Source organism: Rhodococcus sp. NPDC057014 (genome assembly GCF_042673295.1).
Lineage (GTDB): Bacteria > Actinomycetota > Actinomycetes > Mycobacteriales > Mycobacteriaceae > Rhodococcus_F.
Genome location: NZ_JBHUSF010000071.1, coordinates 1,663 through 27,102 on the forward strand (window position 1 = coordinate 1,663; position 25,440 = coordinate 27,102).

General features: G+C 69.0%; 24 protein-coding genes. 16 read left to right on the forward strand and 8 right to left on the reverse strand.

Annotated features, from left to right (window positions below; genetic code table 11):
• The 3 genes from ACFTZB_RS16475 to ACFTZB_RS16485 all read left to right on the forward strand — a co-directional run.
• Positions 1 to 877, forward strand: an 877-nt coding sequence (locus tag ACFTZB_RS16475; protein WP_378432969.1) for a monooxygenase, incomplete at its 5' end; no start/stop codon positions are given.
• Positions 874 to 2,097 carry an acyl-CoA dehydrogenase family protein gene (locus tag ACFTZB_RS16480; protein ID WP_378432971.1) on the forward strand — a complete coding sequence of 408 codons (1,224 nt, stop codon included), beginning with the start codon at positions 874 to 876 and terminating at the stop codon, positions 2,095 to 2,097. The genes ACFTZB_RS16475 and ACFTZB_RS16480, both read left to right, overlap by 4 nt.
• Positions 2,098 to 2,176: 79 nt before the next feature.
• Positions 2,177 to 3,388: an SfnB family sulfur acquisition oxidoreductase gene (locus ACFTZB_RS16485; protein WP_378432973.1), complete on the forward strand. Its 1,212-nt coding sequence runs from the start codon at positions 2,177 to 2,179 to the stop codon at positions 3,386 to 3,388.
• A gap of 60 nt (positions 3,389 to 3,448) precedes the next feature.
• Here ACFTZB_RS16485 and ACFTZB_RS16490 read toward each other — a convergent pair whose 3' ends face one another.
• Positions 3,449 to 4,921 carry a DUF4185 domain-containing protein gene (locus ACFTZB_RS16490; protein ID WP_378432974.1) on the reverse strand — a complete coding sequence of 491 codons (1,473 nt, stop codon included), beginning with the start codon at positions 4,919 to 4,921 and terminating at the stop codon, positions 3,449 to 3,451.
• 482 nt (positions 4,922 to 5,403) lie between these two features.
• On the opposite strand from ACFTZB_RS16490, the gene ACFTZB_RS16495 reads away from it, so the two are divergent.
• From ACFTZB_RS16495 to ACFTZB_RS16505, 3 genes are read left to right on the forward strand one after another with little or no spacing between them, the layout of a single operon-like run.
• Positions 5,404 to 6,402 carry a ScbA/BarX family gamma-butyrolactone biosynthesis protein gene (locus ACFTZB_RS16495; protein ID WP_378432975.1) on the forward strand — a complete coding sequence of 333 codons (999 nt, stop codon included), beginning with the start codon at positions 5,404 to 5,406 and terminating at the stop codon, positions 6,400 to 6,402.
• Positions 6,399 to 7,064: an HAD family hydrolase gene (locus tag ACFTZB_RS16500; RefSeq protein WP_378432977.1), complete on the forward strand. Its 666-nt coding sequence runs from the start codon at positions 6,399 to 6,401 to the stop codon at positions 7,062 to 7,064. Before ACFTZB_RS16495 ends, ACFTZB_RS16500 begins: the two co-directional genes overlap by 4 nt.
• Before the next feature lie 25 nt (positions 7,065 to 7,089).
• Positions 7,090 to 8,322, forward strand: coding sequence for a cytochrome P450 (locus ACFTZB_RS16505; RefSeq protein ID WP_378432978.1), 1,233 nt, complete (start codon positions 7,090 to 7,092; stop codon positions 8,320 to 8,322).
• On the opposite strand, the gene ACFTZB_RS16510 is transcribed toward ACFTZB_RS16505, so the two are convergent.
• Positions 8,302 to 9,351: an AraC family transcriptional regulator gene (locus tag ACFTZB_RS16510; RefSeq protein ID WP_378432980.1), complete on the reverse strand. Its 1,050-nt coding sequence runs from the start codon at positions 9,349 to 9,351 to the stop codon at positions 8,302 to 8,304. The genes ACFTZB_RS16505 and ACFTZB_RS16510 overlap by 21 nt on opposite strands.
• 138 nt (positions 9,352 to 9,489) lie before the next feature.
• Here ACFTZB_RS16510 and ACFTZB_RS16515 point away from each other — a divergent pair, with 138 nt between their 5' ends.
• Genes ACFTZB_RS16515 through ACFTZB_RS16535 form a run of 5 tightly spaced genes read left to right on the forward strand, consistent with a single transcriptional unit; the run spans position 9,490 to position 15,017 of the window.
• A complete protein-coding gene (locus ACFTZB_RS16515; protein WP_378432981.1) occupies positions 9,490 to 10,545 on the forward strand; it encodes a 3-keto-5-aminohexanoate cleavage protein in 1,056 nt (351 codons plus the stop codon).
• Between the two features lie 14 nt (positions 10,546 to 10,559).
• The gene (locus tag ACFTZB_RS16520) at positions 10,560 to 11,180 is read left to right on the forward strand and encodes a carboxymuconolactone decarboxylase family protein (RefSeq protein ID WP_378432982.1); all 621 of its coding nucleotides are present in this window, start codon (positions 10,560 to 10,562) and stop codon (positions 11,178 to 11,180) included.
• Positions 11,181 to 11,239: 59 nt separating this feature from the next.
• Positions 11,240 to 12,637, forward strand: a complete 1,398-nt coding sequence (locus ACFTZB_RS16525) for an MFS transporter (RefSeq protein ID WP_378432983.1) — start codon at positions 11,240 to 11,242, stop codon at positions 12,635 to 12,637.
• A gap of 14 nt (positions 12,638 to 12,651) precedes the next feature.
• The gene (locus ACFTZB_RS16530; protein ID WP_378432985.1) at positions 12,652 to 14,175 is read left to right on the forward strand and encodes a long-chain fatty acid--CoA ligase; all 1,524 of its coding nucleotides are present in this window, start codon (positions 12,652 to 12,654) and stop codon (positions 14,173 to 14,175) included.
• Between the two features lie 17 nt (positions 14,176 to 14,192).
• Positions 14,193 to 15,017, forward strand: coding sequence for an SDR family NAD(P)-dependent oxidoreductase (locus tag ACFTZB_RS16535; RefSeq protein ID WP_378432987.1), 825 nt, complete (start codon positions 14,193 to 14,195; stop codon positions 15,015 to 15,017).
• Here the strand turns inward: ACFTZB_RS16535 and ACFTZB_RS16540 are convergent.
• Positions 14,969 to 16,498 carry an FAD-dependent monooxygenase gene (locus ACFTZB_RS16540; protein ID WP_378432988.1) on the reverse strand — a complete coding sequence of 510 codons (1,530 nt, stop codon included), beginning with the start codon at positions 16,496 to 16,498 and terminating at the stop codon, positions 14,969 to 14,971. The two genes, ACFTZB_RS16535 and ACFTZB_RS16540, sit on opposite strands and share 49 nt — an antisense overlap.
• On the reverse strand, positions 16,495 to 17,955 hold the full coding sequence (locus ACFTZB_RS16545; RefSeq protein WP_378432989.1) for an MFS transporter: 1,461 nt from the start codon (positions 17,953 to 17,955) through the stop codon (positions 16,495 to 16,497). Before ACFTZB_RS16545 ends, ACFTZB_RS16540 begins: the two co-directional genes overlap by 4 nt.
• A gap of 134 nt (positions 17,956 to 18,089) precedes the next feature.
• Here ACFTZB_RS16545 and ACFTZB_RS16550 point away from each other — a divergent pair, with 134 nt between their 5' ends.
• Positions 18,090 to 18,404 carry a helix-turn-helix transcriptional regulator gene (locus tag ACFTZB_RS16550; protein WP_087555337.1) on the forward strand — a complete coding sequence of 105 codons (315 nt, stop codon included), beginning with the start codon at positions 18,090 to 18,092 and terminating at the stop codon, positions 18,402 to 18,404.
• A 65-nt stretch (positions 18,405 to 18,469) separates the two neighbouring features.
• A complete protein-coding gene (locus ACFTZB_RS16555; protein ID WP_378432990.1) occupies positions 18,470 to 19,534 on the forward strand; it encodes a GAF domain-containing protein in 1,065 nt (354 codons plus the stop codon).
• Here ACFTZB_RS16555 and ACFTZB_RS16560 read toward each other — a convergent pair.
• The 3 genes from ACFTZB_RS16560 to ACFTZB_RS16570 all read right to left on the reverse strand — a co-directional run bounded on the left by ACFTZB_RS16560 (position 19,457) and on the right by ACFTZB_RS16570 (position 22,328).
• Positions 19,457 to 20,536 carry a VIT1/CCC1 family protein gene (locus ACFTZB_RS16560; RefSeq protein WP_378432991.1) on the reverse strand — a complete coding sequence of 360 codons (1,080 nt, stop codon included), beginning with the start codon at positions 20,534 to 20,536 and terminating at the stop codon, positions 19,457 to 19,459. The genes ACFTZB_RS16555 and ACFTZB_RS16560 overlap by 78 nt on opposite strands.
• A gap of 68 nt (positions 20,537 to 20,604) precedes the next feature.
• A complete protein-coding gene (locus tag ACFTZB_RS16565) occupies positions 20,605 to 21,273 on the reverse strand; it encodes a vancomycin high temperature exclusion protein (RefSeq protein ID WP_378432992.1) in 669 nt (222 codons plus the stop codon).
• A gap of 20 nt (positions 21,274 to 21,293) precedes the next feature.
• On the reverse strand, positions 21,294 to 22,328 hold the full coding sequence (locus tag ACFTZB_RS16570; RefSeq protein ID WP_378432993.1) for an ABC transporter permease: 1,035 nt from the start codon (positions 22,326 to 22,328) through the stop codon (positions 21,294 to 21,296).
• Positions 22,329 to 22,424: 96 nt separating this feature from the next.
• Between ACFTZB_RS16570 and ACFTZB_RS16575 the strand changes: the two genes are divergently transcribed.
• Both ACFTZB_RS16575 and ACFTZB_RS16580 read left to right on the forward strand, forming a co-directional pair.
• A complete protein-coding gene (locus ACFTZB_RS16575; protein WP_378432995.1) occupies positions 22,425 to 23,024 on the forward strand; it encodes a TetR/AcrR family transcriptional regulator in 600 nt (199 codons plus the stop codon).
• Positions 23,025 to 23,029: 5 nt separating this feature from the next.
• Positions 23,030 to 23,422: a hypothetical protein gene (locus ACFTZB_RS16580; RefSeq protein ID WP_378432997.1), complete on the forward strand. Its 393-nt coding sequence runs from the start codon at positions 23,030 to 23,032 to the stop codon at positions 23,420 to 23,422.
• Positions 23,423 to 23,428: 6 nt separating this feature from the next.
• On the opposite strand, the gene ACFTZB_RS16585 is transcribed toward ACFTZB_RS16580, so the two are convergent.
• Positions 23,429 to 24,841 (reverse strand): FUSC family protein, encoded by a 1,413-nt coding sequence (locus ACFTZB_RS16585; protein WP_378433000.1) that lies wholly within the window; start codon positions 24,839 to 24,841, stop codon positions 23,429 to 23,431.
• A 66-nt stretch (positions 24,842 to 24,907) separates the two neighbouring features.
• Here ACFTZB_RS16585 and ACFTZB_RS16590 point away from each other — a divergent pair, with 66 nt between their 5' ends.
• Positions 24,908 to 25,432 carry a MarR family winged helix-turn-helix transcriptional regulator gene (locus ACFTZB_RS16590; protein ID WP_219459445.1) on the forward strand — a complete coding sequence of 175 codons (525 nt, stop codon included), beginning with the start codon at positions 24,908 to 24,910 and terminating at the stop codon, positions 25,430 to 25,432.
• The last annotated feature ends 8 nt before the right edge of the window (positions 25,433 to 25,440 follow it).

Consider the following 25,440-nt stretch of genomic DNA (forward strand, 5'->3'; position numbering starts at 1 on the left):
CGCGTGGACCGAGATCGGCGACGTTCCGCTCGGCGAGGCGAGCACCAAGGTGTCCCCCGTCCCCGGTGAGGCCCATTTCTTCGCGAACGGGACGAAGTACTACAGCACCGGTTCGATCTTCGCCGACTGGATCGACCTGTACTCGCAGCGCACCGACACCGGCGCGTTCGTGATCGCCGCGGTCGAGGCGCGCCAGCCTGCCGTCACGCACAGCGACGACTGGAACGGTTTCGGCCAGCAGACCACCGGTTCGGGCACGTCGACGTACGAGAACGCGATCGTCCAGCCGGAGAACATCTTCGACTTCTCCACCCGGTTCAAGTATCAGACCGCCTTCTACCAGTTGTTCCACCTCGCCACGCTCGCGGGCATCGCGCGGGCGGCGACGGACGCGATCGCCCGCCGGGTGGCGGACCGCACCCGCACGTTCAGCCACGGCAACGCCCCCACCTACGCGCAGGACGCCCAGATCCAGCAGGTGGTGGGCGAGGTGTCGGCGGCGGCGCACGCCGCCGAGGCGATCGCACTGCACGCGGCGGAACCCGCCCAGTGGGCGTACGAGGCCGCGTTCACCGGCAGCCCCGACGAGGAGAAGTCCGCCAACATCGCCGCCGAGATCGCGTCGGCGCAGGGCCAGATCTCCGCCACCGCGCTCGTCGTCCCCGCCACCGCCACGATCTTCGACGCACTCGGCGCGTCCGGGGTCAGCCGCGACTGGGACCTCGACCGCTTCTGGCGGAATGCACGCACGGTCGCCAGCCACAACCCCGTGGTGTTCAAGGCCAAGGTGGTCGGCGACTACGAGATCAACGGAACCGAACCCGTCTACGTGTGGGCCATCGGCACCGCACCGAGCGCAGAGGGAGACAAGGCATGACCGTCATCACCGAACAGAAGATCTGGTCGGACGCCTCGGCCACCGCCGACGGCTGGATCGCGCGTGCGCGTGAGGTCAGCGCGATCCTCGCGCGCGACGCCGTCGAACGCGACCGCGCCGGCGGTGCACCGTTCGAGGAGGTCCGGCTCCTGAAGGACAGCGGGCTCGTCACCCTGCTCGGGCCCACCGAATTCGGTGGCGCCGGACAGCCGTGGGAGACCGCCTACCAGGTGGTCCGCGAGATCGCGCGCGGCGACGGCTCCCTCGGACAGTTGCTCGGCTACCACTACCTGTGGGCGTGGGCCGTGCGACTCGTGGGCACCGAACCGCAGATCGGGGCCGTCGAGGAGTTGTACACGAGCAACCGCTTCCTGTTCGGCGGGGCGGTCAACCCGCGCGACACCGACCTCACGATCGTCGACCGCGGGGACACGCTCGTCTACAACGGGGTGAAGTCGTTCTCGACGGGCGGCCGCGCCACCGACCTCACCGTGCTCGAGGGCATCATCGAGGGCACGGCCACACACGTGTTCGCGATCGTGCCGACGGCGCAGGACGGCATCGTGTTCCGGGGTGACTGGGACAATCTCGGGCAACGCCTCACCGACTCCGGCACGGTCGAGATCAACGACGTCGAGGTGGACTGGTCCGGGGCGGCCGGGTTCGTGGACAAGGAGTTCCAGCCGCTCGTCTACAACACACTGAACTTCCCGGCACTCGAGATCGTGTTCGCCAATTTCTACGTCGGCATCGCCCGCGGCGCACTCGACACCGCGGCCGACTACACCCGGACCCGGACCCGTCCGTGGCCGTACGGCGGTGACGACAAGGAACTGGCGACCGACGAGTGGTACCTGCGCGAGGGCTACGGCGACCTGCAGTCGAAGCTGTGGGCGGCGGAGGCGTTCGTCGATCAGGTGAACCGAGAGGCGAACGCGGTGCTGCACGACGCGCGGGAGAACCTCACCGAACAGGCGCGCGGGGATCTCGCCGTCCGGATCGCCGCCGCCAAGATCCGCGCCGCCGACGTCGCCCTCGAGATCGGTACGAAGGTGTTCGAACTGACCGGTGCGCGTGCCACGTCCAACACGGTGGGTCTCGACATCTTCTGGCGGAACGTGCGGACGCACACCCTGCACGATCCCGTCGCGTACAAGCGGCGCGAGGTGGGCGGCCACCTGCTGACCGGCGAACTTCCCGAACCCACCTGGTACACGTAACGATTCCGAACCCCGAGTCCGGCCACCCGTCGACGGTGGCCGGATTCGGTGCGTCCGCACCACCGACCCACGGAGAACCATGACCGCCGTCCAGAACGCCCACCGCATCAGCGACGAGGCCGAAGCCCTCACCATCGCCGCCGATCTCGCCGCACACTTCGCCGAGGAGGCGGCAGCGCGCGATTCCGGGCGGCAGCTGCCGCACGAGCAGGTGCGGGCGCTCGCCGCGTCCGGACTGCTCGCGCTCGGCGTTCCCCGCGAGCACGGCGGCATCGACGCGCGGACCGAAACCCTTGCCGAGGTGTTCCGGCTTCTCGCCGAGGGCGATCCGAGCATCGCCCAGATCCCGCACAGCCACTACACGTTCCTCGAGGTGCTGCGTCATCAGGGCACACCGGCGCAGCAGGAGTTCTTCTATTCCGAGGTGCTCGCGGGACGCCAGTTCGCCAACGCCCAGAGCGAGCGCGGAACGAAGACGATCGACATCGACGCCACGACCCTCACCGAACAGGACGGGGATTTCGTCGTCGACGGGCGCAAGTTCTACAGCACGGGCGCGCTGTTCGCCGACTGGATCGCGGTGCGGGCCACGCTTCCCGGGAAGACGACGCCGGCGGGGAAGCCCGCCAAAGCCGTCGCCTACCTGCCGCGGACCGCAGCCGGACTGTCGATCGTCGACGACTGGGACGGCATGGGGCAGAAGACCACCGCGAGCGGAACCGTCACCCTCGACGCCGTCCGGGTGCCCGCGTTCCACGTCGTGCCGTTCTCCCCCATCTTCGACGCACCCACCACCTACGGCTCGCAGGCGCAGATCCTGCACGCCGCCATCGACGCCGGGATCGCCGCGGCCGCGCTGAACGAGGGCGTGCGCGCCGCCCGCCGGGCGCGGCCCTACTTCGAGGCGGGCGTCGCCGACGCCGTCGACGATCCGCTGCTGATCCAACTGGCCGGAGAGGCGGCGGTCGGCGTCCGGTCCGCGGCGGCACTGCTCAGGGAGGGTGCCCGCAGCATCGACGCGGCGCGGCGGAATCTGACCGAGCAGACCGCCGCGGTCGCCTCTGTCGACGCCGCCGCGGCCAAGGTCGCCTCCGCACGCGCGTCCCTCGAGGCGTCGAGCGTGCTGTTCGAACTGGGCGGCACCCGCAGTGCGTCGGACACGTCCAACCTGTCGCGGTACTGGCGTGACGCCCGCACCCACACCCTGCACGACCCCACACGGTGGAAGATCCAGCACATCGGCCGGTGGACGCTGTCGGGCACCGTCCCGCCCCGGCACGGCCTGCTGTAGGCGGCTCCGCCGCCCGTGCGTGGTTAACGAGTCCAGAGACTCGTCAACCACGCACGGGCGCTATGCGCCTACGTCCGCCTTCATCAGGAACACGTTGTAGTCCGACCACGTCGACATCGTGAAATACAGTTCGTCCCCGCTGGACCACGGGTGGATGAAGCCGCCGTACAGTTCGGGGTACTCGACGGCGCTGACCATCGGTGCCCCGCCGGACCAGGCGCCCTGCGGCGAGTCGGACTCACGGAGCACGATGGCGGCCTTGGACGTGTCGAGGTAGGCCATCTGCCACTTGCCGGTGGCTTCCTCGTACCGCACGGACAGTTCGGCGGCGGGGGCGTCCACGATCGGCGTCGCCTCCGTGTACCCGCCGACCGGCGTCCAGTTCCCGTTCTGCCAGTACTGGTACGCCGACGTGTTCAGCACGTCGGCGGCAGGGACGCGCGCCAGACCGATGGCGCCGAGCCTCGTGTTGGGCGTGCCGAACATGTACACGAAGTCGCCGGCCGGGACCATCGACGCGACCTGGAACTTGGTGACCCCGAAGATGTTGTCCCACTTCGCGTACGGGTCCTTCGTCCACGTCGATCCGCCGTCGTCGGAGTAGGCGATGCCGCCGTAGTTCGTCCACCACGTGGCGGGGATGCTGTTCCAGGTGCGGATCGACATGTAGCTCATGTACTGCCTGTTCCCGACGGCGAAACCCGACGTGGGGATGGTGGTGATCTCCACGTTGTCGAGTTTGCGGCTGTCGAGAAGTTCCGCCGCGTGGCACCGGCCGTCCTGGACCATGCTGTCGAGGCTCATGCCGTCGGACAGGTTGCGGTCGGAGCTGAAACCGAGGACGTTGCTGCGCCAGTCGTCGCCCTGACCGCCGGGCGGCTGGAATCCCTTGCCGACGGTGTCACCGAACGCGACGGCGACCTGATCGGGGGCGCTCTCCCACATGATGCCGAGGTCGGTGCCGTTGACCTGGTAGCGCTTGTCGGTGCGGCTGACGGAGCCGGCGCCGGTCACCTTGGCGACACGGGTCACGTCGCCGATCTTCGGGGTGGCCGGGGCCGCGCTGCGCGGCGCCTCCTCGGTCGCCGGGTGGACGAGGGGCGGCGGCGGGGGTAGTTGGATGTCGGCGCCCGGGACGGGAATGCCGAAGTGGAAGGGCGTGAACTTCACGCTGATGTCCGGGATGTTCAGCTCGCTCGACAGGTTTCCCGGCGCCTGATCCGTCTCGTCGGTGAGATCGGGGCACGGATCGGTACACGTGTCGGCGGGCAACGCCTGCGAAACCCGGACCGGGTCCGTGACCGGGGCGGGATAGGGCACCGTCGTGATCTTCGGGTACGGGATCGGAATTTCGAGCTTGTCCGGAATGAGCGAGTGCGTCTCGTTCGACACCTCGCTCGCGCAGGGCCCGCTGCCGGGGATTCCGTTGGATACCGGCTCGGGTTCCGCGACGGCGGTGTTCTGGTTGGAATAGGCGATCATGCCCGAACCGATCGCCACAGCCGCGACCGACGCGACCCACCTCTTCGACATTCCCCGACCCCTCCGTCAACTCCGGCCACACCCGGCGAGGGGAACATAACATCGCTCTTCTACGCTCGCCGGTTACCACACGCCATACCTGGCGGTAACATTTGCGTCCCGATCCGGAAAAACCGCTGTGACTCCCGACACGCGGCGACCGAAGTAGCCCGTACGCCGAGTCACCGATACCGCAGGTCAACGGCGTTCGGCCGTCGCGTTCGCCTGCCGAACGCCGTCAAGTAATCGGTGAACACGCGAGTGCATCTGTTGACGCTCCGGATCGCCCGGTATTCACTGATCGTGCGCATCCACCGGTGCACTCCGGTCCGCGACGAGACCCCGAGCTCGTCGCCCTCCGCGCTGCGGGTACGCCCGCGTTCTTCCGCTCCAGCGCGACACACCGTTCTGCACGGGTCCCGCATCCCCGCGGCCACCGCCTCGTCCGGCGGCCTCGACCCGTGCGAATTCCATTGTCAACGAAAGGAATCGACATGACCGCCGTCCTGGAACCGACCCTGTCCTATTCGTCGTCCATCCCCCGGGCACACGTGCACCGCGCCGCGATCTGCGAGGTCTTCCTCACCGACATCATCTGCGAGAGCCATCCCCGATTCCTGCTCGGCGTACAGCTTCCGCGGGTGCACAGCTACTACAGCGATCACAATATCGTTGCGCGGCAGTATGATCCGCTTCTCCTTCTCGAGACGTTCCGGCAGGCGTCGATCCTGATCTCACATCGGGGCGTCGACGCGCCACTCGACGCCAAGTTCGTGTTCAACGCGGGAGCCCTCGAGATCGCCGACCTCGACGCCGTGCGAGTGGGCGCCGCACCCGCCGCCGGTGTTCTGGACGCCACGATCACCGCGGAGAAGAAGCGGGGCGCCGACATCGTCGGAATCACACTCGAGATGACCCTGGCACTGGACGGGTCGGCCGCGGCCACCATGAGCATGACCATCCAGTGGATGCCCGGCGACGCGTGGGACCGATTGCGGCACAGGGGCCGGGCACCGCTGCAACTCGACCCCGCCCGTCCGTATCCGTTGCACGAGCGGGTCGAGCCTCGGGAGGTGGCTCGACATTCGTTCGACAACGTGGTGCTGAACCGTGTGGAGGTCGACGGCGACACCGTGCGCAGCCAGGTTCTGGTGGATCAGTCCCACCCGGGCCTGTTCGACCATCCCCTCGACCATGTGCCGGGCGCGGTGATCTTCGAGGCCATGCGTCAGACGGCCCTCGTCGCTGCGCACGAATTGTTCGGCCTGTCACCGCGGATGCTCGTGCTCGTCGGGTGCGACACCGTCTTCGAGAGCTTCGGCGAGCTGGAACTGCCGACCGATTGCGCGGCCGTCGCCGAGGCCGAGATCTGCTCCCGCCAGGTCGTCCTGTCCGTCACGCTGGCGCAGGAGGGCAGGCAGATCGCCCACGGCCGGGTCACCCTGCAACGGGTGAGCGCCTCGACGGCCGCTCTCGAACGGATCGTCCGATGACGACACTCGACGACACCATGGTGTGGTTCGACTTCGGTGGCGTGCTCTCACCTCCGCTCCCGGACCTCTTCACCGCGTACGAGACGAAGACCGGTGTCTCGCCCGCCGCTCTGCAGGCGGCGATGCAGGCGGTCGGCGACGACCTCGGCGCGCATCCCCTCGCCCCGATCGAACTGGCCCAGATCACCGAGCGCGAGTGGGGCGCGCGGCTGAGGGAGCACCTCGCCGTCGCCGACCCCGCTCTGGACCTGACCCGGGCACGGCTGGAGACGTTCGGCGAGCAGTGGTTCGACGGGATTACCGTCAACGCGTCGATGGCCGCCGCGGTGCGCGGGCTGAAGGCTCACGGCCTGCGGGTTGGCGTCCTGTCGAACAACGTGGTCGAGTGGGAGCAGTTCTGGAGGCCGATCATCGAACCCGCGGGCCCGCTCGATGCGCTCGTCGATTCGTGCCTGGTCGGCGCACGCAAACCGGACCCGCAGATCTTCGCAATCGCGGAGAAGACCGCCGGTGTCGACGCCGGCCGGTGCATCCTGATCGACGACCTGGAGCAGAACGTGCGGGCGGCGCGCGAGAGCGGTTGGCGTGCCGTCCATTTCCGTGGCAACGCCCAGGCGTCGAGCGAGCTGTCCCGGCTGACCGGCCTCGCCGCAGTCCTGTGAATCCCACCAACAGAAGGAGTACGACGTGACGACCCAGGTTTCGACACTCGCTCCCCCCGCACGCCGGACCGGTGTCGCGGTGTCCGTCCACGACATTCCGAACCTCGACCCACCGGTCCCCTACACCCCGGCGACCGCGGAAGGCGCCACCGGACTGCCCGAGATCATCCTGCCGAGTGGGCACACCGTACTGCACCTCACCCGCTACGACGACGTACTGAAGGTGCTCACGGACCCGACGTTCGGCCGGAAGGACACCAACGTCGACGGCGGACCGAGCTTTCAGCCCACGACGATGCCACCGGATCTGCTCCTGAATCTGGACACCCCGGATCACGCGCGGATGAAGAGTTTCGTCAACGCCGACTACAGTCCCGCCGGCGTCGAGAAGCTGAAGGGATCGGTGCAGCGCATCCTCGACCGGCGGATCGCGTTGCTGCGCAGGGCGGAAATCCCCGATCTGTTCGCGACGGTCCTCGACCGCCTGCCGATCGAGGTGAATGCCGGCTTCCTCGGGATCCCGGAGTCGGACATCGACTATTTCCGTCCGTCCTCGCGGGTGGTGCAGTTGTCTCACGACACCGACATCCCCGACCTGCTCGCGAACTTCTGGCTCGTCTACCACTACGTGACCGATCTCGTGCAGCAGAAACGACCGGTGACGCAGGGTGGGTTGATCGACCGCTTCCTCTCGACACGCGGCGAGGCGGAACCGCCCCTCAGCGACGACGAACTCGTCGCGATCCTGCTGGGCTCCGTTCTCGGCGCCGACCAGAACGTGCTGTCGGTGCTCGCGAAGGCCGTGTACGTGCTGGTGCAGGCGCCTGCACTGTGGACTCTCCTGGCGGAGGAACCTTCGGTGGCACCGCAGTTGGTCGAGGAGTTGCTCAGGGTGCTTCCGCTGGGCACCATCTCGACGTTTCCCCGGATCGCGACCCGTGAAGTGCGTCTGCGGGACGCCGTGATCCCCGAGGGCGCCCTGGTCTACGCCGACGCGTTCGCCGCCAACCGGGATCCCGGCACGTTTCCGCAACCGGAACTGGTCGACCCGTTCCGAAACGGGAAACGCCACCTGCAGTTCGGGTACGGCATGCATCACTGCATGGGCGCGTCCCTGGCGCGCATGGAGATCACGACGACCCTGGTCCGGCTGGCCACGGAGTTCCCGAACCTGCGGCTCGACACCGAACCCGCTGCGGTTCCGTGGGATTCGGGAGTGCTCCTGCGACGCCCGACGTCACTGCCCGTCCGCTGGTGACCCGTCACCCCGGCGACCGCGGCGCCACTGCAACGGCGGCACGTCGTGCCAACGCCGGAACGCGCGGCTGAACGCACTCTGATTCCGGTACCCGAGCAGCCGGCTCACCTCGACGAGCGGCAGGTCGGTCTGGGACAGGAACTGTTCGGCGAGGTCGCGGCGGGTCTGATCGACGACCTCCTCGAACGTCGTTCCCGCGCGGGCGAGGTGCCGATACAGGGTGATGCGGTGGACGGAGAACAGCTGTGCCACCTGGTCGACGCTGCAGTCGCCGGCATGCAGTGATTCCTCGACGGCACGCCGAACCTGGCCCACGACGTCCTGCCCCGCCCCGGTCTGCAGCTGCTGCAGATGCCCGTGGAAGAAGTGCTGCAGTGTGGGGTCGGTGCCCGAGACCGGCTGCTGCAGCACTTCTTCCGGGAACAGCACCTCGTGACGGGGCTCGTCGAAATGAATTGGTGCACCGAAGAATCGGCGGTAGACGTCGGATGACGCCGGCTCGCGGTACGAGATGCGGACCAACGTCGGCCGCCAGGATCGGTCGAGGAGGATTTCGAGGATCTTCACGTACGCGACGAGGTACGCCGTCAGCAATTGCTCGCGCCCCGGGAACAGGCCGTCGAGGGTGAGCGACAGGCCGGCATAGCCGCGCTCGACGGCCAGGGCAGCGGTGATCCCGCGATACCAGATGGGGCCGAACCGGGCCACCGCGTCGAGGGCCTGCCCGACGGTGTCGGCGTTCGTGACGAGGAATCGCAGCGGTCCGGTGTTCTCCAGCGACGCGAACTGTCCCAGCAGCAGCCCGAGGTGGTCACAGCCCGTCTCGGTCGCCGCGGCGTGCAGGATTCGGCCGTGTGTCTCGATCGGCAGCGACCGCAGGGGGTGCCCGGTCAGGAGTTCGGCGGTGACGCCGTACGACTCGAGCAGGGGCCACGCGTCCGCTCCGAAACTGCCCATCACCTTCGGCAGGTTGGCGAGCGCGCCCACGGGAATCGACCGGGCCTGCAGGCCCGTGTTCTCACCGGCCACGACTGCCCGTTCGTCGGCTGCAACGCATAGGTAAATAGTAGTGACGTAGGGATAAAACGCCAGGTGTGATGCGCATTACCTTGAGTTCTCGACAGGGCAGACGAGCAGGAGATCTGCCCCCGAAACCCAGGGATGGACATGCACTTTCTCGACGACAGCCTGTACCCCGAAAACCAGGAGAAGCTGGTCATCCAGGTCGCGCCGTACGGTCCACAGTGGCTGCCGAGCGACTCCGACGACATCGCGGTCACCATGGACGCCCAGATCCAGAAGGCCGTCGACTGTTTCAATGCCGGCGCCTCCGTGCTGCACGTCCACGTCCGGGAAGAGGACGGCAAGGGCTCGAAGAAGCTGTCCAAGTTCAACGAGATGCTGGGCCTGCTCCGTGAGGCGGTTCCGGAGATGGTCCTCCAGGTGGGCGGGTCGATCTCCTTCGCGCCCGAGAACGAGGGACAGGCCGCCACGTGGCTCGACTACGACACCCGCCACATGCTGGCGGAGCTGGACCCGGCCCCCGACCAGGTGACCGTCGCCGTCAACACCAGCCAGATGAACATCGTCGAACTCCTCACCGAGGACGACGTCCAGGGCACGATCCTGGAGAACCCTCAGTACGTCCAGGCGTACACCGAGATGGTGTCGGACGCGCGACCCTCCTTCTACATCGAGCACCTCGAACGGCTGGCCAAGTCGGGCATCCAGCCCCACTTCATGCTCGGCCACGTCCACCAGCTCGAGTCGGTGGAACGGCTCATCCGGAAGGGTCTGTACCAGGGCCCGCTGATCCTCAATTACGTGGCGATCGGCGGCGGCGCGGCAGGGTTCAACCCGGCCGATCTCATGGAGTTCGTCCGCCGCACCCCGGACGGAGCCGTGCTCACGGTGGAAAGCGCGATGCGTGCGGTGCTGCCGATGAACGCGATGGCCATCGCGATGGGGCTGCACGTGCGGGTCGGCATCGAGGACAACCTGTGGGGCCGCAAGGGCGAACGCATCACGTCGGTGCAGCAGATCGAGCAGACCGTGCGCCTCGCCCGCGAACTCGGTCGTGACATCGCCGACGGCACGGAGGCCCGCAGGATCTACAAGATCGGTGAGACCTACAGCAGCACCGACGAGACCATCGCGAAGCTGGGCATGGCCCCGAACCGGCGCGTCGGGCAGCGGGGATTCACCATCCCCGGCGTCTCCTGAACCGGAGGGACGACATGCAGAATTCCATGCTCGACCCGAAGCTCGCCGCCTTCGTCCGACTGAAGATCGACGTGTCGGCCACTCATATGTACGCGCCCGGCGTCCGCAGGCACATCAAGACCGCGATCGAACTCGGCGCCACCCGCGAGGAACTGCTCGAGGTGATCAAGCTGTCGGCGGTGATCGGAATTCACGCCTGCGCGACGGGTGTGCCGATCCTGGCCCAGGAACTCGTCCACGCCGGTCGCCAGTCGGCTCCCCCGGAAGCGGTGCACCCGACACCCGTCTGCGATGCCCTGCGGAAACAGGGCCAGTTCAATCCGCTGTGGGAAACCCTCTACAACTGGGACCGGGACTGGCTGGAGAAGTTCCTCGCGATGGGCGCCGGCATCTGGCGCGACAACATCCTTCCCCCACTGTGGATCGAATTGCTCTGCATCGCCGGCGATGCCGCGCTGACCCACATGTACTCCCCGGGCACCCGCAGGCACATCGCGACCGCGCTCGCGCTCGGCGCCGACCGCGCACAGATCGACGAGGTCCTGCGGATCGTCGCCGAGCAGGGCCAGGAGTCCTACGAATTCGCCCTGCCGATCCTGGAGCAGGAACTGCGCAACCAGGCCGTCGGCGTCTGACACGCCCACCGCCGCCCCCTCCCGACGCGCACGACTTCCGTGCCAGTGAAAGAGACACCATGAGAATCACACGAACCCGCGGCGGTGCCGCCGCGAGCACGGAGTCGTGCGCCCCGGGCAGGAGCGACGGCCCACCGGCGACGAAGGCCGAACTCGACCGGCTCTACCGCAAGATCGCATTCCGCCTCCTCCCCTTCCTCTTCGTCGCCTACATCGTCAATTCGATCGACAGGGTGAACATCTCGTTCGCCAAGCTCCGCATGATGGACGACCTCGGGCTCAGCACGGCCACCTACGGCCTGGGCGCGTCGCTGTTCTTCGTCGGATACGTCCTGTTCGAGGTGCCGAGCAACCTGTACATGCAGCGCATCGGCGCCCGCGCGACCGTCATGCGCATCATGATCCTGTGGGGCCTGATCACGGTGGCCACCGGTTTCGTCACCGCCCCCACCCAGCTGTACATTCTCCGATTCCTGCTCGGCGCGGCCGAGGCCGGCTTCTTCCCCTGCATCATCCTGTACCTGACCTACTGGTTCCCCGCCGCGCGACGTGGCCGGATCACATCGATGTTCGTCCTCGCCGTCCCCGCCGCCGGAATCCTCAGCGGACCCCTCGCGACCTGGATCATGAACACGTTCGACGGTGCGCACGGCCTGCACGGCTGGCAGGTGCTGTTCGTCTACGAGGGCATCCCGGCCGTCCTGCTCGGCGTCCTCGCCTGGTTCCTGCTGCCCGACGGGCCCGCGGACGCGAAGTGGCTCACACCGCGTGAACGAGATGTCACGGCAGGCGAACTCGCCGCCGAGAACACCGCCCGGCACGCCGGCGAGTTGGCCGGTAGCGTTCTGCGCCGGCTCCTGACGGACCGGCGGGTGTACATCGCGGGGTTCGTGTTCTTCGCCATGTACGCGGGATTCAGCGTGTTCTCGTACTGGACTCCCACCATCCTCGAAGGGCTCGGTGTCACCGACCTCACGACGATCGGCACCCTGAGCACTCTGCCCGCCGCCGGCGCCGTGCTCGGAATGATCGTCAACGGCCGGAGTTCCGACCGTCGCCTGGAACGCCGGTTCCACGTTGCGGTGCCCCTGGCGGTCGCCGGATTCTGCTTCGCGGCGCTGCCGCTGACCCAGACGAGTGTCCTGGGGTCGATGGCTCTCCTCACGGTGGCCGCCATGATGTGCTTCGGCACCCTGCCGGTGTTCTGGACGGTGCCGCCGTCGTACCTGTCCGCGGCCACCGCCGCCGGCGGGATCGCGCTCATCAGCAGCATCGGCGGTGTGGCCGCTTTCGTCACCCCCAACGTCATCGGGCAGATCACCACGGCAACGGGAAACCTGTACAACGCCCTGCTCGTCATCGCCGCCCTGCTGATGGTCGCCGCCGTCGTCATGGTGAAGGGAATCCCTGTCACCGTCCTGCAGGAGCACCGTTCCGCCACCCCCTCCGAACTGTGAAAGGTCCTATTTCCATGGCTGTCTCGGCGCCCCACGCCACTCTCTCGCTGGCGGCGATCGTCGCCGAGTCCGCCCGGAAGTACCCGCACGACGTGGCCGTCGTCGACGGCGATATCCGGCTGACGTACCGGGACCTGTGGGACCGTGCCCGCCGGGTGGCCGCCGCCCTGCACGAGCAGGGTGTGCGGCCGGGCGACCGGGTCGCGCTGATGATCGGCAACGTCGCCGAATTCCCGGTCGTGTACTTCGGAATCCTTACCGCGGGGGCGGTGGTCGTACCCGTCCACCTCCTCCTCACCGCCGCCGAGGTCGCCTACGTGCTGCGCGACAGCGAGGCGAAACTGATCGTCTGCCACGGCCAGACCACGGAGGTGGCGATCCGCGCCGCCGACGAGGCACACGTGGCGGTCGCGGCGAGTGGGGCACTCTCCGAAGGTACGACGACCGCAGCGAATTACGTGTCGCGGTCGGCCGCGGATCCCGCCGTCGTCTTCTACACCAGCGGCACGACGGGCGCGCCGAAGGGCGCGGTCCTCACCCACCTCAACATGGTCCTGAACGCCACGGTGTCGGCACTCGACGCGAACGACGTCCGCAAGTCGGATATCGTGCTCGGCTGCCTTCCGCTGTTCCACGCGTTCGGGCAGACGGCCACCATGAACGCCGCATTCCGGGTGGGCGCGACGATCGTCCTGCTGCCCCGCTTCTCCGGCGACGCGGCGGTCGAGATGATGGTCCGCGAAGGCGTCGACGTCTTCCACGGAGTGCCGACGATGTACATCGCCCTGCTCGACGCCGCCCGCGCCGCGGATTGCGCGCTTCCGTCGCTGCGCACCTGCATCTCGGGTGGCGCGTCACTGCCCGTGAACGTGCTCGACGAGTTCGCCGCCACGTTCGCGACGACCGTGTACGAGGGGTACGGTCTGTCGGAGACGGCGCCGGTGGCGTGCGCGAATCAGGCCGCGTACGGTACCCGGCCGGGAACAGTCGGCAGGCCGGTGTGGGGTGTGGACGTCGAGATCGCCGACCCCGAACGAGAACTCACCGTCGAACTGCTTCCCGACGGCGAGGTCGGGGAAATCGTCATCCGCGGGCACAACATCTTCGCCGGCTACCTGAACCGGCCGGACGCGACCGCCGAGGCCGTCGTCGACGGCTGGTTCCGCACCGGCGATCTCGGGACGAAGGACGCCGACGGCTTCGTCACCGTCGTCGACCGCAAGAAGGACGTGATCATCCGCGGCGGATTCAACGTCTACCCCCGCGAGGTCGAGGATGTTCTCTCGGCACATCCCGCGGTGTCGCAGGTCGCGGTGATCGGCCTGCCCGACGCCATCCGCGGCGAAGAGGTCTGCGCGGTGGTCGTCCCGGCGGATCCGACCGCCGGAATCGATCCGACGACGATGATCGAATGGAGCAGATCCCGTCTCGCGAAGCACAAGTACCCGCGGCAGGTGCACGTCGTGGACGTGCTGCCGACAGGACCGAGCCACAAGGTACTGAAACGAGAACTGCGCGAGACGTTCTCGCGCACCTGACCCACGAGGAGAAGAACATGCGGATGAAGGACAAAGTGGCCGTGGTGACCGGCGCCGGGCCGGGCCTGGGCAAGGCGATCGCCGTCACCCTGGCCCGCGAGGGCGCGAAGGTCGTCATCTGCGATGTCAGCGACGCGGCACTGGACGACGCCCGCCGCGACATCGAGGAAGCCGGGGGCACCTGCCTCGCCGTGCGGTGCGACGTGTCGTCGAGCGCGGAGGTCCACGACCTGTTCGCGGCCGCGGTCGAACGGTTCGGCACCGTGCACGCGCTCGTCAACAACGCCGCGCTGACGCCCAACCGGCCGATCGACACCGAGCGTCGCAACACGCTGTACGCCTATCTGCAGACACCGGTGGAACGCGACTCGCTCCGGTTCACCAGCGAGATCACCGACCAAGAATGGTTGCGGTACTGGGACGTCAACGTGCACGGCGTGTTCTACTGCACCCGGGAAGCGCTGAGGCTGATGGAACCGCAGCGGTACGGGCGCATCGTCAACATCGCGTCGATCGCCGGCATCTCGGCGCGCAGTGCACACAGTCCGCACTACAGCGCCACCAAGGGCGCGGTCGTCGCGTTCACCCGCTCCGTGGCGTTGGAGGTGGCAGGCGCGAACATCTTCGTCAACGCGATGGCACCCGGCGGCGTCGCGACGCCCGCCTTCAACGGCTATCTCGAGCAGATCGGCCAGACCGGCCGCAACCGGCTCTGGCAGAGCTGCCCGGCGGGCCGCTTCGGATCGGTCGACGAATACGCTGCCACGGTGCTGCACCTCGCGAGCGACGAGCACTACCTCGTCGGGCAGGCCATCAGCCCGAACGGCGGCTCCGCGATCTGATCGCCGGTACCGAACGTCTCGGCCAGGCAGGCCGAGAGTTCGTTGCCGTCTCCGCAAGTCCCCGACCAGGCCACGACGCCGTCGGGCCGGACGAGGACGTCGGTTTCGAGGTTCCGCACGCGGATCACGGCCACCCGGTCGCCCCAGCCGGCGTCGACGAGCGAGCGGGCGGATTCGGGCGCATTCCCGCACAGCAGGAGACCCCGGCTTCCTGCCGTGGCGTGCAACCGGATCAGGTCGGTGATTCCGGTGTCCGTCTCGATCACCGTGTTCACCGCGAAGTCGCCGGGCGCCGCGTGGGCGAGTGCGCGGGGCGCCGGCCGGCGCTGAGCGCTGATCGCGGACCCCAGCGCCCGGTTCTGGTTGCGGTCTTCCAGCAGACGATCGAGTTCGGTTCGCAGGCGGTCGCCGACGGCACCGATCCGCATGCGTTCACGCTGATCGGCGACGTTGGCGATCACCGCGGCCGCGCAGGCGTGCCGCTCCCGCGAGTAGTCGTCCAGGATCGACGGGCCTGCCTGCCTCCGGGCGACGAGGGCGAGGCGCCACCCGAGGCCGACGGCGTCGGCGATGCCGAGGTTCAATCCCTGCCCGCCGAGCGGAAAGTGCACGTGCGCAGCGTCACCGACGAGGACTACCCGCCCGAGCCGGTAGGTGTCGACCAGCCGCGAGTAGTCGCTGAACCGGGACAGCGACCGTGCGTGCCGGAACGGAACGGGTCGGCCCGCGAACCGGTCGACGGTCTCCTGCAATTCCTGCGCGGTGAGGGGCCTGCGGTGGTCCTCGTGCGGACTCCCGAGGTCGAACGTGATGATGCGGCTGAGACCGGAAGCATTGACGTTGAGGACGGTCCAGCCCCGGTCGGTGCGCACCCATCCCCGGGGTGCGCCGGCGGGGTCGTCGAGGACGGCGAGACCCAGGAGCGCGGCGGCCGTCGGCGCGGTCTCGGTCGCGGTGAAGCCGACGCTTCGCCGCACGATGCTGCGGGCGCCGTCCGCTCCGACCACCCAGTCGGCCGTCACCGTCCGCGTGAGTCCCTCGTGGGTGAACGTCACCGTCGCCCCCGCGTCGTCCTGGACGACGTCGGTGACGACCGCGGCCTTCAGCACCGGCGTGCCGAGTCCGATCAGCCGTGCGGTGAACAGCCTTTCGAGGTCGCTCTGACCGATACCGGCGATGGCCGGACCCTCACCGGGCGGTGCGGTGATCTCCAGCCCCCACACGCCGGCGTAGTGAAACGTCGTCGACACGGCGCCGGAGCCGACGTCCGGCGCCGCGAAATGCCCGCGGCGCGTCAGCAGTTGGATGCTGCGGGCATGGATCGTCCCCGCTTTCGGAACGTCGGTGGTGTGTGGCGCCGCCTCGAGGAGGAGGACGTCGATTCCACTGCGCGCCAATTCGAGTGCGGTCAGCGATCCTACCGGGCCGCCCCCGGCCACCACGACCTGGTAGCGCGATCGCAGGTCGGCTCCCGTCGTCACGATGTGCTCGCCCCGCGTCGCAGCAGCACCGCGATCAGACCCGACAACCCGGCGACGACGACGGCCAGCACGACGAGCGTCGTGTGGAACGCGCTGTCGTAGGCGTCGACCGCGGTCAGCCCTTCCTCGCCACGGCGGGTGGCGAGGCCGGTGAGCAGCGCCGCGTACACGGCCACCGCGAGGGCCTCGCTGCCCAGCCGCATCGTGTTCACCACGCCCGCAGCCATACCCGCCTTCTCCTCGGGGACGAGTGCGAGCGCCTGACCGTCGACGAGACCGGCGGACAGTCCCATTCCGGATCCTGCGAGCAGCAGCGGCACCGCGATGACCGCGATCACCGTGTCGGGGCCCGCCAGCAGCAGACCCAGGTCGCCGGCGATCAACGCTCCCAGGCTGATCCAGATCACGACGAGCGGGTTCACCCCGGCGCCGACGACACGGCCCGCCGCGAGGGGGCCCACCACGACCGGAATCGTGAGGAGCACGGTCACGAGGCCCGCCTTCGCCGAAGACTGTCCGGCCACGAACTGGAGGAAGGTCGGGAAGTAGGTGAGCAGCGTGACGAAGCCGAACGACGCTGCCACCGGAACGAGGCACAGGGCCATGAACCGCGGGTGGGTGAGCAGTTCGAGATCCAGCAGTGGGGCCGGGCGTCGCGATTCGACGCGGGCGAACCCGATCAGCAGCGCGGCGGCGAGGACGAACGACGCCACGACCGCCGGACTGCCCCAACCCCAGGGCCCGCCCTGGACGATGCCCACCATCGCCGCGAGCAGACCCAGGACCAGGAGGACGGTGCCGAGGAGATCGAACTTCGCGGGGGCGTCGCCGGCCGGTCGGGCCAGTCCGATCAGCGGGGTCGAGGTCAGCACCACGAGCAGCACGGCGGCCTGGATCATGAAGATGGGCCGCCAGCCCGCCGTGTCGACGAGAAGACCGGACAGCGTCGGTCCGAGCGCCACACCGATGCCGGCGGTCGTCCCGAACAGGGCGAACGCGCGCAATCGGGCGGGCCCGTCGAACGCGGACGACAGGATCGCCGCGCCGCACGAGAAGATGGCGGCACCACCGAGACCGGCGACGCCGCGGGCGACGTCGAGGACCACGATGTTCGGGGCCAGCGGGCTGGCGATGCTCCCGGCCGCGAAGGTGGCGGCCCCGGCGGCGAACAGACGGCCCCGGCCGAAGCGGTCCGACAGCGACCCCCAGACCAGGGTGAAGCAGGCGAACGCCAGGTTGAAACTGTTCACCACCCACTGCTGGCCGGATGCGCCACCGCCGATGTCTGCGGAGATCGCGGGCAGCGCCACCGCGGTCCCGGAGATCGACATCGGGACGACGAGCACGGCCAGGAGGACCGCGGCGAGGGTGAGATTCCCGCGTCGCGGGGCGGCCGGTGTCGTGTCGGGTGGTGGCGTCGGCGTCGTGGCGTCCGACGTGGTCAGCTCCGAGCTCATGTCGATCCTTCCTGAAGTGTGCGTTGCCCCCGTGCACCAGAGGTTCGATACAATACGAACCATGCACCAGAGCGAGGTTCGATGCAAGGCGAACCTTCAGTCTGGTGGTCGAAGACCGAACCTGGAGGTGCGCCGTGCCCGACGCCGAGGGACATCCCGCAGTCGACGAGATCGAACTGGTCTCCGTGCTCGCCGCACTCGCCGACCCCCTGCGACTGGAGGTCGTGCAGAAACTCCTGATCGAAGCCGAAGGCGCGGAACGCCACTGCACGTCGTTCGGGCTGCCCGTGTCCAAATCGACCCGCAGCCACCACTTCAAAGTTCTGCGTGAAGCCGGGCTGATCAAGCAGGTCGACCGCGGCAATTCTCGGATGGCACAGCTGCGCAGATCCGACATCGACGCCCGCTTCCCGGGGCTCCTCGACGCCGTGGCGACCGCACCGGCCTGAGGTTCCTCGCCGCGCGCGAGGGTCGTCGTCGTGCGATGATCGGGCGCCGAAGGGGGGCGGTACGAGTGGAACAACGGGGACGCGGCGACGGATGGATCCTGGTCGAAACCCTGGGGGATGCACCGACGGTGATCGCCGAGGGCATCAAGCAGCGGCAGTGCCGTCCGCTCGGCAACGTGTACCGCGGCAGGATGCTGACGCTGGTGGCAGGGGCCATCGACACGGTGAAGTCGTCGGGACAGCCGGTGCAGGTGGCCCTCGGTGAGACCGTCGGCGACATCGATCTCGTCGTGGGAAGGCCGGTGCTCGGTCCGGGCGGCGACGTCCTGGCGGTGCAGATCTACACCGGGCGCGCGGACGGTCCGGTGCCACTGCCGCACGCGGCGGCGGGCTGGGAATGGAACCTGTCCGTGGCGGCGGGTCCGCGACGCACCCGATGGACACGCGAGTTCCGGAATCTGTACGGCGTGGCGGACACCCGGCCGGAGCACGGCCACTTCGGTCTCGCCGACCTGTACCGGAGAGTGCCGCGGATCTCCGACATCGCGGTGCTGATGGAACGCGTCGACAACGCCCGGGACGGCGAGTTCCTGTCCGGGGAACTGATCGCCCGGCACGACGACGGGACGCTGCGCCTCGTCCGCTTCGTGCGCCGAGCCGTCGCGACCCCCGAAGGGGTGGTGTTGCGGGGCGTCGACCACGATGTCACGCACAAGACCGACGTCGGCGAACTGGCGATCCGGGTGATGGACTCCGACGTCGCATCGACCGTGCACGCCGTCGCGGGTGTCCATGCGGCACTGGTCGACTCACAACGCGGCTACGTCATCAAGTGGATCACCGCGCCGCTGGCGGGGCTGTCACCCGAGGCGGAGGGTGGCCAGATCGGATTGCTGCACGGCGACGACCTCGCGGCGGTGCGGCAGCGGATCACCGGCCGCCGTCCCGGGCCGGCCCGCGTCGCCGTGTCGGACGGGTCGTGGTCGCGGCACACGGTGCGCGCGTTTCCGGTGCCCGGCTACGGTTCCACACCCGTGGTGATGATGACGTTCTCAGGCGCCGGTCCCGAACAGCATGCCCAGCAGGTAGGTGGCGGCTGCTGCGCCGTACCCGATTGCCAGTTGGCGTAGAGCCCGTTTGACCGGGGGCCCACCCGACAGCAACCCGACCACCAGTCCGGTTCCGAGCAGTGCGACGCCGACGAGTGCGGCGGCGACCACGAGCGCCGCGGTGCCTTCCATCCCGAAGAGATACGGCAGCACGGGGATCACCGCACCGGACGCGAAGAAGCAGAAACTCGCCGCCGCCGCACCGAGTCCGGTGCCGACGGCCTCGTGCTGATCGATGGTCTCCGCACCCGAAACAGGCTCGGGCGCAGCGGCTCTCTTCAACACGTCGGCCGCGCGTCTCTCGGCGTCGTCGGCAGGCATGCCCCGCGCCCGGTACACGAGTGCGAGTTCGTTCGCGTCGACGTCGAGGAGCGGCACCGCCGCGCGGGCCCCCTCCCCCGGCGCCGACGCCTCGAGCAGTTCACGCTGCGACCGCACGGACACGTACTCGCCCGCACCCATCGACAACGCGCCCGCGAGCAGACCGGCGAGCCCGGTCAGCAGCACGATGTGATTGTCGACGCCGCTGCCGCTGATGCCGAGCACGAGGGCGAGATTGCTGACCAGGCCGTCATTGGCACCGAACACGGCAGCACGAAACGTGCCGGACAGACGATTTCGCCCACGCGCGGCCAGCGCCCGCACCACTTCTTCGTGGATGCGCTCGTCCGCCCCCATGGCGGCGGGGGCGTCGACGTCCGTCGGGTACGGCGACCGGGTCTCTGCGCGTTGCGCGAGGGCGAGCACGAACACCGATCCGAACCGCCGGGCCAGCACGCCGAGGATGCGCGTGCGGACGTCACCGCGAACAGGTTTGCCGACGTGCTCGCCGAGCAGTGCACGCCAGTGCGCCTCGTGCCGTCCCTCGGCGTCGGCGAGCGCCAGCAGTATCTCGCGTTCCTCACCGGTGCGGCGTTTCGCGAGATCGCGGTAGACGGCGGCCTCGGCGCGTTCGTCGGCGAGGTAGCGACGCCACTTCCGGACCTCACGCGGACCGGGATCCGGTCGTGCACCCGCAACCATCGTGAACCTCCCGATCGTCGACGGGTCGAAGCCTACCGACGCGACTACCGCACCGCGGCGGTTCGACGTCAGCCCCCGGCGGCGAGGGCCTTGCCGAGCGAGTCCTCGGGTTCGGAGACCACCACCGGATCGCGCCCGGACAGCAGGTCGAGGACGGCCTTGGGGCGGGCCAGCGATTCGCGCACGGTGTTCCTGGCCATCGTGATCGGGCGGCATTCGCACCCGGCATTGACACCGGCGACGTCGATCCCGGCGCCGCGGCACAGCGCGACCGCCCGGGGGACGTGGAAACCCTGAGTGACGATCAGCGCCTTGGTCACTCCGTACGTCTGGACGGCCCTCGCGCACGTGTCGTACGTGTCGAGCCCGTACCGGTCGCCGACGATCCGGCTGCGGTCGATGCCCTTCTCGACCAGGTATTCCGTCATCGCCGCGATCTCGTCACCGGATCTGCCCGCGCCGTCGCCCGAGACGAGCACGGCCCGCGCCCGCCCGTCCTGCACGAGGCGGACGGCGACGTCGAGGCGTCCGGCCAGATATTCCCGGGGTTTGCCGTCACGTACCTGCGCACCGAGAACGATGACCACCGGGGCTTCGGGTGCGTCCTCGACGTCGTAGACGTGTCCCTCGGCCTCGCGCGAGATCCACACCGTCGAGGCCGCGACGACGAGGACCGCGAGCGCGCCGAGGCCCGCTCCGATGCCGACCAGTCGGCGGACGATCCGTCGTTCCCCCATGCCGCCATCAAACCACAGCGTCAGGCGACGGCCGGTTCTCGAGGGGCGCGCCGCTCACGCAGTCCGGATACCACGCACAGGCCGAGCCCGAACAGGATCCAGCAGGTCAGCACGAGCAGGCCCGCGCCGCCACCGTGTCCGTCGAAGAACGCCGTCGACCGCACCACGGTTCCCGCCGCTCCGGGCGGCAGGAGCTGACCGAACGCACCCCACCCCGAGGGCAGCCACGCCGGGGAGGTCGCCAGCCCCGACAGCGGGTTGGCGAGGAACATCATCGTCACCGCTCCGAGCGCGAACCCCGCGATGCCCAGAACGGATTCGAGTCCGAGGACGGTCAGGGAAATGGCAGCGATCCCGAGGATGACGGCACCGGACGTCGTCCAGTAGTCGCCGTCGACGCTTCCGAGACCGAACTGCAGAATGGCGGTCAACGCCAGTCCGGCGCTCACGGCGAAGAGCACCGCCCCCGCCACCCTGCTCGTGACGCTGCGCGGGAACAGTCGCACCAGCACGATCGCGGGGATCATGCCGCCGAAGACCAGCGGAAGCGCCAAGCCGCCGAGGCCGGCCCCGGCAGGGTCGTCAGCTGTCAACGGAACGACGTCCTCGACCGGAACAGGCTGTCCCGCAGTCGCGCTCATGCCCGCCGCGAGACCGTTCATCGTCTGCGCGATGGGCGCCCCGCCCGCACCGGCGGACAGGACCTTCACGCCCTCCGGTGTCGCGACGATTCCGCCGACCACCTCCCGGTGCTCGATCGCCGTCCGGACCGCCTCGGCGTCGGCGAATCGCTCGGTGGCGAATACCCCGGGGCGGCCCGCGTCGAGGGCGGCATCGATCCGGGTGACGGCCGCGTCGGGCCCGGCGACACCCAGCCGCAGGTCGTGCGGGCCGCTGTGGACGGCGGGCAGCGCGAACGCCAGCAGCATCACGGCGATCACGGCGGTGAGTCCCAGCACGACGGCAATCATTTTCACCGGATCGGACGGGCCGTTGCTCGCCTGCCCGACGGGTTCGATGCGAGGGTCGAGTGTCCCGGTATCCGCGGCGCTCATCGGACTCCCCTTCCACTAAGTGGAGGAAATTCCTCCAGTATTTGTGGAGAATATTCCTCCGGTTATACTGGGTTGTCAAACGAGAGAGGTGCCCCGATGCGAGCCGACGCGCTGGAACGCCGCAACACCCTGATCAAGGCGGCCCGGGCGGTGTTCGCCGACCGCGGGCACGATGCACCGCTCGACGCCATCGCCGCGCACGCCGGCGTCGGAATCGCCACCCTCTACCGGAATTTTCCGAGCCGGGACGACCTCGCCCACGCCGTCGCCCGCACGACGCTCACCGAGGTCCGCGAACTCGCAGCCCGGGCGCTGGACGAGTGCGCCGACGAACCCGAGGCGGCATGGCGACGGTTCGTCGACGCGGTGGTCGATCTGCGGATGGGAGCGTTGGTGCCCGCACTGGTCAACAGCCTCGACGAACTGCCGCCCGACGTGCGCGACACGCGGGAGCAGACGAAGGCGTCGGTCACCGAACTCATTCACCGGCTCCAGGAGTTCGGGCTCATCCGCGAGGACGTCGTGCCGCTCGAAATCATCATGGGGATCGCGATGCTCACCCGGCCGCACGTGCTGATGCTCGAGGACACGACGGCCAATCTCGTTCCGCGGCTGATCACGGTGTTCCTCGCCGGGTTGCGCCCGGACGGGTCACCGCTGCCGCCGCCGATCCCCCCGGCCGCGGAGGTACTGTGACGAACATGCAGCAAGGGGGGCCTGCGCCACAACCATGGAATCATCCACCCACCGGTGACGAACAGCGCCCGTCACCGAACGGCTGGGACGTGGCGGTGTCGGCGGCAGCGATCGTCGTCGCGGTCGCGGTCGCCAGCATCTCCGCGGTCGCGGCGTTCTTCTGGCTGCTGTTCCTGGACTACTGCCCGCCGCAATCCTGCAGCACCGAGAACGCGTGGATCGCGGTGTGCGTCGCGCTCGCGGTCGCGGCACTGGTGACCGTGGTGGGCGGCGCGGTCACGATCGCCCGCATCGCGCGCCGCACGCTCGCGTGGCCGGTGGCGTGCGGAACCCTCGTCCTCTGCGCGGGCGCGTGCGCGATCGGATTCGCCGGTTACGTTTCCGCGACGGGAATCTGAGCGCCCTCAGACCACGTGATGGTGGTCCGTCCGGCTGATCGCGACGGCCGAGACGATCACACCGACCACCACACCGACGAGCGTGTCGACGACGCGGCTCACCGCGATGTCCGGCGCCACCGCCGAGCCGAGACCGGTCAGCAGCAGCGCCATGGGTGTGATGGCGACGGACGCGAACGCGTAGTTCTTGATGACCACCAGTTCGGTCACGGTCTGCAGCACCACGATCACCACGACGGTCTGCCAGTACCCCATCGCCGCGGCGATCAGCCCGGCGGCGAGGACGGCGCCCGCCACGTTGCCGACGAGACGTTGAATCCCCCGCTGCACCGTCTGACTGAAGTTGAACCCCTGCATCGCGGCCATCGCACCCATCGACGCCCACAGCGGATGTTCCAATCCCACTGCCACACAGATCCATCCGGCCAGCGCGGCAGCGGCGGCGATGCGGGCGGCGTTCACGATCCCCTCACGCGACCGCAGCCCCCGGACACCTTCCGCGAGGAAACCGGCCGGCTTCGGCAGCGCCGCGGCCTCCGCGACGAAAGCCGGAAGTTCGCTGCGGCGCTTCACCTTACGAAGCTCCGACTCGTGATCGACGAGCGCACGCAGGGTGTCGTGGTCGCGCTCGTGCGCCCACCGGTCGACCACGGTGTCCGCCTCGGCGAGGAGCGCGAACAGCTGGTGGGAGTGACCGTCCCGGCCCCGGCCGCTGTGCGCGATCACGTCTCGCGCGTTGTCGATGGCCTTGCGGGCGGCCGCGATCGCGGAGGCGTCGTGCGCACGTTCCAGCTGTGCGACGGCGGCGAGCGCCCGCGCCGCCGCCAGTCGCGCGGGACCGAGGGGAACGAACAGGCAGGGCGTCATGGCGGCGATCCAGCCCACGACGACACCGGTCGCCACGGCCACGACCGCCGGCCCGAGATCGGCGAGCCGCGTCGAGTACCCGACCGCCGCGGTGGCAGCGAAGATCAGGATGACGGGACCGGGGCCGGCGATCCGGAACGCCGCCAGCAGCCATGCGGCGATCCCCGACGCCACGGCCATGACCGCTATCTGCAGCCAGAGGGACAGTCCGGCCGCACCGAGGAGCGCTCCCCCGGCGACGAAGACGACGAGTGCGACACCGACGAGACCCGTCTTGCGGGCGAGCCGCGGGTATGGCTCGTACCGGCCGAACGCGGCGGTCAGCGCCCCCAGCGCCGCGAAACCGGCGAGGTTGCCGTGCCCGAGCAGGCCGCCGATCACCAGCACCAGCGCCGTCGCCGCACCCACGCGCACGGCAGGCGCGATGGTGGCGTCCGCGGTCCGGACCTCGAACGCCCGGCGCCACGTCGACGGCGCCACCGAGTGGGCCAGCGCCCCACGGGAGTGATGGAGCCGGCTGAGGTCGGGTGCGTGTCGAGGAGAGGCCTGCATGGCCTCAGCGTACCGTATATTTCACTAGTAAAATAGTTGTGAAATAGTGTGAAGTTGGTCGCTACGATGGTTTTCATGAGCCCTGCCCCACGCCCGGATGAGGATTTCACCGATCGCGTACGACGCGAATGGGCGGAGACCCATCCCGACGTGGACACGTCCCCGATCGAGGTGATGGGTCGCATCACCCGGATCGGATCCCAGGCCCTGCAGCAACTCGACCGCGCCCTCGACGCGAGCGGGGTCTCGCGCGCCGAGTTCGACGTCCTGTGCGTGCTCGCCCGCAGCGACCGGCCGCTGCGCGCCAGCGAGGTCACCGCCGTGACCATGCTCAGCGGCGCCTCCACCACCAAACACGTCGACCGCTTGGGCAGGTTGGGACTGGTGGAACGGCTACCCTTCGAACGCGACGGCCGCGTCGTGCTGCTCCACCTGACCGAGGCCGGACGCGCCCTCGTCGACACCGAATTCCCGCAGCGCGTCGAACGCGACCGGCAATTCCTCGAGGGACTGGACGAGGACGAACGCGCGGTGCTGGCGGGGCTGCTCCGGCGAATCGCCGCCAACGTCGAATCCGGACTGCGCCCGTAGCCCGTAGC